The organism is Virgibacillus oceani, assembly GCF_041521345.1.
GTDB lineage: Bacteria > Bacillota > Bacilli > Bacillales > Amphibacillaceae > Virgibacillus_N > Virgibacillus_N oceani_A.
The window spans coordinates 22,084-28,286 of record NZ_JBGOHB010000047.1 but is presented as its reverse complement, the minus strand read 5'-3'; the positions used below and the strand labels follow the sequence as shown (position 1 = coordinate 28,286).

8 protein-coding genes are annotated in these 6,203 nt (G+C 40.6%); 3 read left to right on the top strand and 5 right to left on the bottom strand.

The window, feature by feature from the left end:
- Positions 1–81: 81 nt before the first annotated feature.
- Complete coding sequence (locus ACDX78_RS21915) at positions 82–780, bottom strand: DUF4145 domain-containing protein (protein WP_486030794.1); 699 nt, start codon at positions 778–780, stop codon at positions 82–84.
- A gap of 549 nt (positions 781–1,329) precedes the next feature.
- Between ACDX78_RS21915 and ACDX78_RS21910 the strand changes: the two genes are divergently transcribed.
- Positions 1,330–1,539: a hypothetical protein gene (locus ACDX78_RS21910; RefSeq protein WP_486030793.1), complete on the top strand. Its 210-nt coding sequence runs from the start codon at positions 1,330–1,332 to the stop codon at positions 1,537–1,539.
- 201 nt (positions 1,540–1,740) lie between these two features.
- Here ACDX78_RS21910 and ACDX78_RS21905 read toward each other — a convergent pair whose 3' ends face one another.
- The 4 genes from ACDX78_RS21905 to ACDX78_RS21890 form a co-directional block, all read right to left on the bottom strand.
- Positions 1,741–2,055 carry a hypothetical protein gene (locus tag ACDX78_RS21905; protein WP_486030792.1) on the bottom strand — a complete coding sequence of 105 codons (315 nt, stop codon included), beginning with the start codon at positions 2,053–2,055 and terminating at the stop codon, positions 1,741–1,743.
- Between the two features lie 36 nt (positions 2,056–2,091).
- The gene (locus ACDX78_RS21900) at positions 2,092–2,817 is read right to left on the bottom strand and encodes a sunset domain-containing protein (RefSeq protein WP_486030790.1); all 726 of its coding nucleotides are present in this window, start codon (positions 2,815–2,817) and stop codon (positions 2,092–2,094) included.
- Between the two features lie 348 nt (positions 2,818–3,165).
- Positions 3,166–3,621 (bottom strand): competence protein ComK, encoded by a 456-nt coding sequence (locus ACDX78_RS21895; RefSeq protein ID WP_486030788.1) that lies wholly within the window; start codon positions 3,619–3,621, stop codon positions 3,166–3,168.
- Between the two features lie 139 nt (positions 3,622–3,760).
- Complete coding sequence (locus tag ACDX78_RS21890; protein ID WP_486030787.1) at positions 3,761–4,039, bottom strand: hypothetical protein; 279 nt, start codon at positions 4,037–4,039, stop codon at positions 3,761–3,763.
- 477 nt (positions 4,040–4,516) lie between these two features.
- Here ACDX78_RS21890 and ACDX78_RS21885 point away from each other — a divergent pair, with 477 nt between their 5' ends.
- Complete coding sequence (locus ACDX78_RS21885) at positions 4,517–5,080, top strand: sigma-70 family RNA polymerase sigma factor (protein WP_486030785.1); 564 nt, start codon at positions 4,517–4,519, stop codon at positions 5,078–5,080.
- 119 nt (positions 5,081–5,199) lie between these two features.
- A complete protein-coding gene (locus ACDX78_RS21880; RefSeq protein WP_486030783.1) occupies positions 5,200–6,084 on the top strand; it encodes a DnaD domain-containing protein in 885 nt (294 codons plus the stop codon).
- Positions 6,085–6,203 lie beyond the last annotated feature (119 nt).

Sequence of the window (6,203 nt, the reverse complement as noted above, 5' to 3'; positions counted from 1 at the left end):
GATTTTTGAATATCTTTTTTGCCTGGTCTGAACATGGGATAACCTCCAACAAGTTATTCTATACCTATTATAACGAATTGTTCAGTCTAGTTGGTGGGATTTTTGACCTTTTTGGGTGAGAACCTTATTATCAAAATGAGATTGTATTCTTATTATTTCTTTAGGTATAACATAAACATAATCTAAAATTATTCTTGTGAATCTAATCATGTCATTTATTATTTGAGTATCAAAATTCACGTCAACGTCATGTGCGGCAGAGTTACCTATAGTTCTTATTAAATGTGAAGCTTCATCTAATACTTTTGGAATTACACCTCTTTCAGATAATCTATTCAACTTTTGCTGCAGTGATCCTTCTTTTTCACCTTGATCATAACATAGAATTTCTAAGGTTCTTCTTAAGCCAATAGCACATATAACACTATCAATATTCCTAGTTTTTAAAGCTGACTCATAGGCACTTCTTATTTCGGATGGAAAAGAAGACAATTCACCAGTTTGAACTGGGTATAAAGTATTTTTATAATCGTAAGGTTTTCCATCTGGGCCGATTTCTATATCACTAGCTTCTAATGATTTTAAAGTAACTTTATTACATACTGGACACTTATACAACGTATATGTTGTATAAAATGTGGCTACTAAAAATTCCCGACCATAATCATCAGCATCAATTTCATACTCTTCATCTTTAACTACACTTTTTATTTCTAGAATAGTTTCATTACCGCAATGCAAACATAACTGTGCTATATTTGAATAATTCTTCTCAGCCATGGTATCCCCCTTTTTAGTTACCAATATCAAAAATTTAAAAATATAGGCTACTCTTATTATCTCACATTTTACCATTTTAGTTAAAAGTCTCTTCATTAATATCAAATGATAATATCAAATGATAATATCAAATGATAATATCAAATGATGTTTAACACGTTAACATCGTACCTATAAACGTACAATTATCGCTATATTATATTGTATGCTTATAAATATGGAATACATTTTATATTGAAAGGAAGTGGTTAAATGGAAAGGGAAGCAGCAGTAAGGAAGCAATTCTTAAATGAAATCCGATATGAAAGGCAAGCTAGTTCAGTCGATCTCCCACTTGATCGATGATGAAATGTATGCAAAGAACCAAACACAGTTAGAGTATATTTACCGATTAAAAAATAATCAAAGATTTTATCCACACGATTTGTGTGTTTTTGTAAAAAACAATTTAGTTTGTGATATATTTTGGGCAGAAACAAAAATACCACTAAAATGCCAAGAAAAATTCTACTCGAACAGGCTAAGACAATAACAGAAAGGAGTGATCCTATGACCACACAAACCGCACAAAAAGAGTTATTAGTGAACAAGTTATACAGGAAATTGGCTCTGGTGGAAATGGAAAGGAAGCTCATCAAGGTTTCCTGTAATTTGATGGAGGACGAAGTATATACGGTGGATGATGCAGCTCATGAATTAATGGAAATCATAAGTTTAATTGAGATGGAACGGCAGGGAATTATCAGTGATATTGGGTAATTATTTTTCAGTTTTTGCTAATGGGTGATTTGCTAATATAAAGGATTGGTAATTTCGCCGTGAAGGGTCAGATTTTTTCAGTGAATGGTGTTTTTCCCCATTCTTTGATTAAATACCATCCAGCTAACAGGAAAGATTGGGGGCAACAAGCCCCCTGTAAGTATGTCTTGAGTTATTATTGTCATTCTGGTCTTAAAACTTCTACTGTTGCTCCCCCACCGGATGAAACGGATTCAACAACAAAAGCATCTCCAATCCACTCATCTCAGGCAGCCGTTTGATGAAATCTTTCATTTCTCTCTTTGTATCGAACTTGAATGCAGCCAAGTCCTGAATGGGGTAGAAGGATTCTTCATCCTGCGCCAATTCCAATAGCCGTGCAATAAACATCCCGTCATGTTCCTCCGAGAGTACGGCAACTCCTAGTTCCGGGTGTTCTGGTGAAAAAATGCTTGTTTCCACTTCCATGTGATCCAGCGTACCATCGGCAAAACGCACTTTCTTTTCCGAACTCATCGCATATCCCCTTTATTTTTTTATGATTGCTTGACGCTAATTCTTGGGTGCTCTATAACCGGCATTCACGGCTTCATCCGTGGAACAGAACCACTGGACGACATTGGTTGTCCGGTCATAATAGGTGCTCCCCGGCACATGATATATTCCACTTTCACTGCCTTTAATATCGCAAGCTGCATCCTCGGTTTCATTGCTGTCATCGTCGCTGGAAGCACTGACTTCCGTGCTGCTATTTGATGAAGTGTCATTGCCAGCGTCGCTTTCCGAAGTGGTGGAATTATCATCACTGCTTGAAGCGCTTGTCCCACTGTCGCTTGACGTGGTAGTAGAAGATGCCACTTGATTTTCTGCTTGTTCTAATTCTACCACAAGATCTTCATAATTGTCTGTTAATTGTTTGTTTTCTTCCACTAATTCGCTATATGATTCTTCGAGAACATCATACTCTTCTGTTATCGATTCATAAGCTTCTGCTACTTCGCCGTCCTTCTGTTCAGCCTCTTCCAATTGGGATAACAGATCCGCATTCGCAGTTTCCAGGTCGGCAATTTCCGCTAATAATTCCTCATTCTCTGTTTCCGCGTCTGATAATTTCTGTGTTGTTTCAGCTGCAGGGGAGAGGTTTACGGCTGTGATGAGAAATATAATGAAAGCTGAAAAGGTAATAAGGATCTTTTTCCAAAGCTTTGTTTCTTTTCGATATTTCCAAATGAACACGAGACCGGCAATAAATAAACATAATAGGATGACTAAAGCCATTTTTTCACCTCCTGTCGGGTCGAGATGCAATAGAGGTTCATAAGCTTCTGGGGTGTATATTTTGAAGTGGTATGCTGTGGTGTAAACGGTATAGGAAGGATCTGTGGGTAACCGAAATATAGGCGTACTGCCTGCCGGTTAACACAGTGACCGGCATACAAGAAGGTCTACTGCACCGGGAAGGAAGATCATCTCTTCCTCCGGTGCATTACTTTTTCATATTGATCCGGAAAATTATTTGTATGTGTTTTTTTCCAAGGGTTTCTCGGGCAGTAACAGTTGTAAATAAGAAAAGACGGTAGAGCTTTCCCTTTCCTTGGAAGTGGTGATATTGGTGCTGCTGGCTGTTTAACGATAAATCCCCTTCACTTCAATCATGCAGGACAGTGTTCGCTCATACTGCTTTTTGAATATGTAATGGGACAATGGCAGTGGCAGCTGTTTGTTATTTTTAAAAGTGATCACTGTTTGATTCTGTTGTTTGTGAATGTGTGCAATATGATGGAAAAAGATCCAGTGGCAATCAAAATCCGAGGTGGCGTGGGTTGGGAATGTGAAGATGTTCTTTTCTAAGTTGATGGGAATAGGAACTTTTTTTCTGAATTTCGTATGGTGGATGACCGCCTGACGTTTTCCTTCATAGGTGGACCAGTTGGCTATGCATGCCTCCTTGATCAGCTGCATCGGTGTTTTTCGCACCCGGTATGTCGCTGCTTGTTCCAGTACGATCGTGTCATGATCCATTTCTTTCGCGGGGCAAAGAGCGATGGTTTGTTCAGTGATTTGGTAAGTTTCTCGTATCATTTGTCTTTGTCTCCTTTGTTGGACAGTGATATGACGAAACGAAAGAGGTGGAGTGAGGATTGGTGTGGAAGCGGGATGAAGCTGATAGATTTGTGTGAGGTGTGTGTCAAATGCTGAATAGCGATGAAGTGGACTGCCTTCAATCTTCTTCTTCCCATTCTGCTTTCATTTGTTTGAACTCTTGCAAGTATTCAACTGAGCTGAAGTTTAATTCTATTTGGAGCAGAGCCAGTATGTAAGAGCCTACTTCCTTATGTCCGAGTTCGATATCATTGAGGTGTTTTGCATCGATGCCAATATCCCAGGCCAGTTTTTCCATGGTATGCCCCTTGAAAGTTCTTCTTTTACGTATGACTCTCCCGACGGCTAGTTGAAATATTTTTTTGTCTCTGTTCCTCATTCTCTTTCTCTCGTCCATCGTTACCCATCCTTTTCTACATTATCTAAGGCAACGAGGACAGCGTACACAGTCTGTAGACGGTATATTTCCATTAAATGTAAAATAAGTGAAAAATATTTTAGTAGATTTGTAAATAGAAGGGTTTTGCTTATGTAAATGGAAAGTGCGCTAACTTCAAAAGGTGGTATGAAAATGGAATTTTGCCAAGAAAAATGAGTGGTTTTTCAATTTTAGGTGTGGAAACAGGTAAGTTAGCGGCGGGCTAAATGAAAATAGTATGTAGGAATATTTCTCCGGAGCGCATTATTATGTGGGGTGTGTAGTTGCGGAGTGGGAGGGTGCGTCGCGGTGTCCGCCGAAGTGCCCGTCGAAGCACCTCGTCGAAGTACCTGGGACTGCGCTAAAATGCTCGTCCCATCGAAAAGAGGTGTCACTTCCCGGTTTTTGTCATATTATGTCGAACAGTGAATCTATGAAAAGGGAGGGGAAATGGAGATGAATCAGGATGAGGGAATGAGCTTTGAGGAGGTTTTTAAGCAGAATGAGAAAAGAATCTACTTCCATATGCAACGCTTGGGTATTTATGATACCCATCGTGAGTTTTATCTGGAAGGGCTGTATGCTATGTGGATGGCCTACAAGAAATACGAGCCTGATAAAGGACCGCTTTCTACATATTTCAACTACAGCATCCGCAATCAATTAATCGATATGCTACGCAAGAAAGCAAGAGATCAGTATAAAGACCAAATGTTTATAGACAATGAAAAGCTTCGTATGGATCGCGGCAACCGGTCCGGTCTCAGAAAAATGCCGGTGTTCGATAGTTCAGGTATCGAGTTGAAGGATACAAAGATATGGGAAGAAGTAAAGGCAGCGCTTACAGAAAATCAGTGGAACTGGGTGTATTACTACATCATTGTTGGGATGCCGCTGAAGGAAATCGCAGCTTTAAAAGGTGTATCGGTCGATGCGGTAAAAAGCTGGGGGAGAGAAGCAAGGAGGAAGCTGCGCGCTGAGCCAACTTTTTCCGCGGTCACGCAATTACTGGAATTGTAGGGGAGTGGGGAGTGCCTTGGGCTGTGCTAAATGCTCGCCCCACCGTAAAGATTTGTCGCTCCCCGAATTTTTGTCGATTGTACGGAAACGCGCTTACTCAATAAGAAGGGATGAAAAGAATGAATTATATCAAAGAAATTAATGCATTTTACGATCATATGGAAAGAAATCCACTGTCAGCTTCCGCGGTCACATTATGGCATACATTAATGCACATTAATAATAAAGCAAGGTGGGTTAAAACTTTTACGGTGGCTGCCCCGGTTATTCGGATGAAGTCGGGATTGAAGGATAGTTCCTTTAAGAGGGCCAGGACGGAGCTGAAGGAGAAGGGATATATTGATTTTCAATCACGGAGCAGGAATCAGGCGCCGGTTTATCGGATGGTGAGGTTGAGTGAGGAGGAGCAAGGGCTTGTTACTTCCGAAAATTTGTCGGATGGAGTAGGAGACAAGGTGGGAGCTGGCCGGTTAACTAACCAGGTTGAGGACGAGGGTATGGACCACCTTGCAGACCGGGATGCGGGCGCATTAATTAAACGAAAAGAAAAGAATAAGAAACAAGACAATACAATTGCAGCAGAAAACGCGATCGCATTTTTTCAGGATAATTTTGACGTTGCTGCTCCTTATGTAAGGAATGAACTCCTTCATTGGGTAAATCATTCCGGTGAGCAGCTGGTTTTGAATGCAATGAAACGGGCGTTGGATCGTGGGAAGACGAGCTGGGGATATGTGAGGGCTATTTTGGAGAATTGGAGGAAGAAGGGGATTTGTGGTGTGGGCGAGGCAAGGGGAGAGGAAGTGCGGTTTCGGGACAGAAATATGTCTCGAAAGGCATTGAGTTCGTATGGTGCTAGGCAGATGAACGAGGAGGTAGTGCCGGAATGGTTTTGGGAGCGGAAGCGGGATGAAAAATTGAAGCGAAAACAAAAGAAAGATTACCATCATCATACGGAGCAAGAGACAGAAGAAATACAGAGAATGCTTGCAAAAATGGGATAGGCATTTCCGGTGAAAATGCACTGTCATTTCGAATCCATTGAATTAATGACTATTGTTAGATACTTGAACCGGCCACGGTTAATTTGGCTTTGGATATCCATTATTTGTCGTTGGGGTAC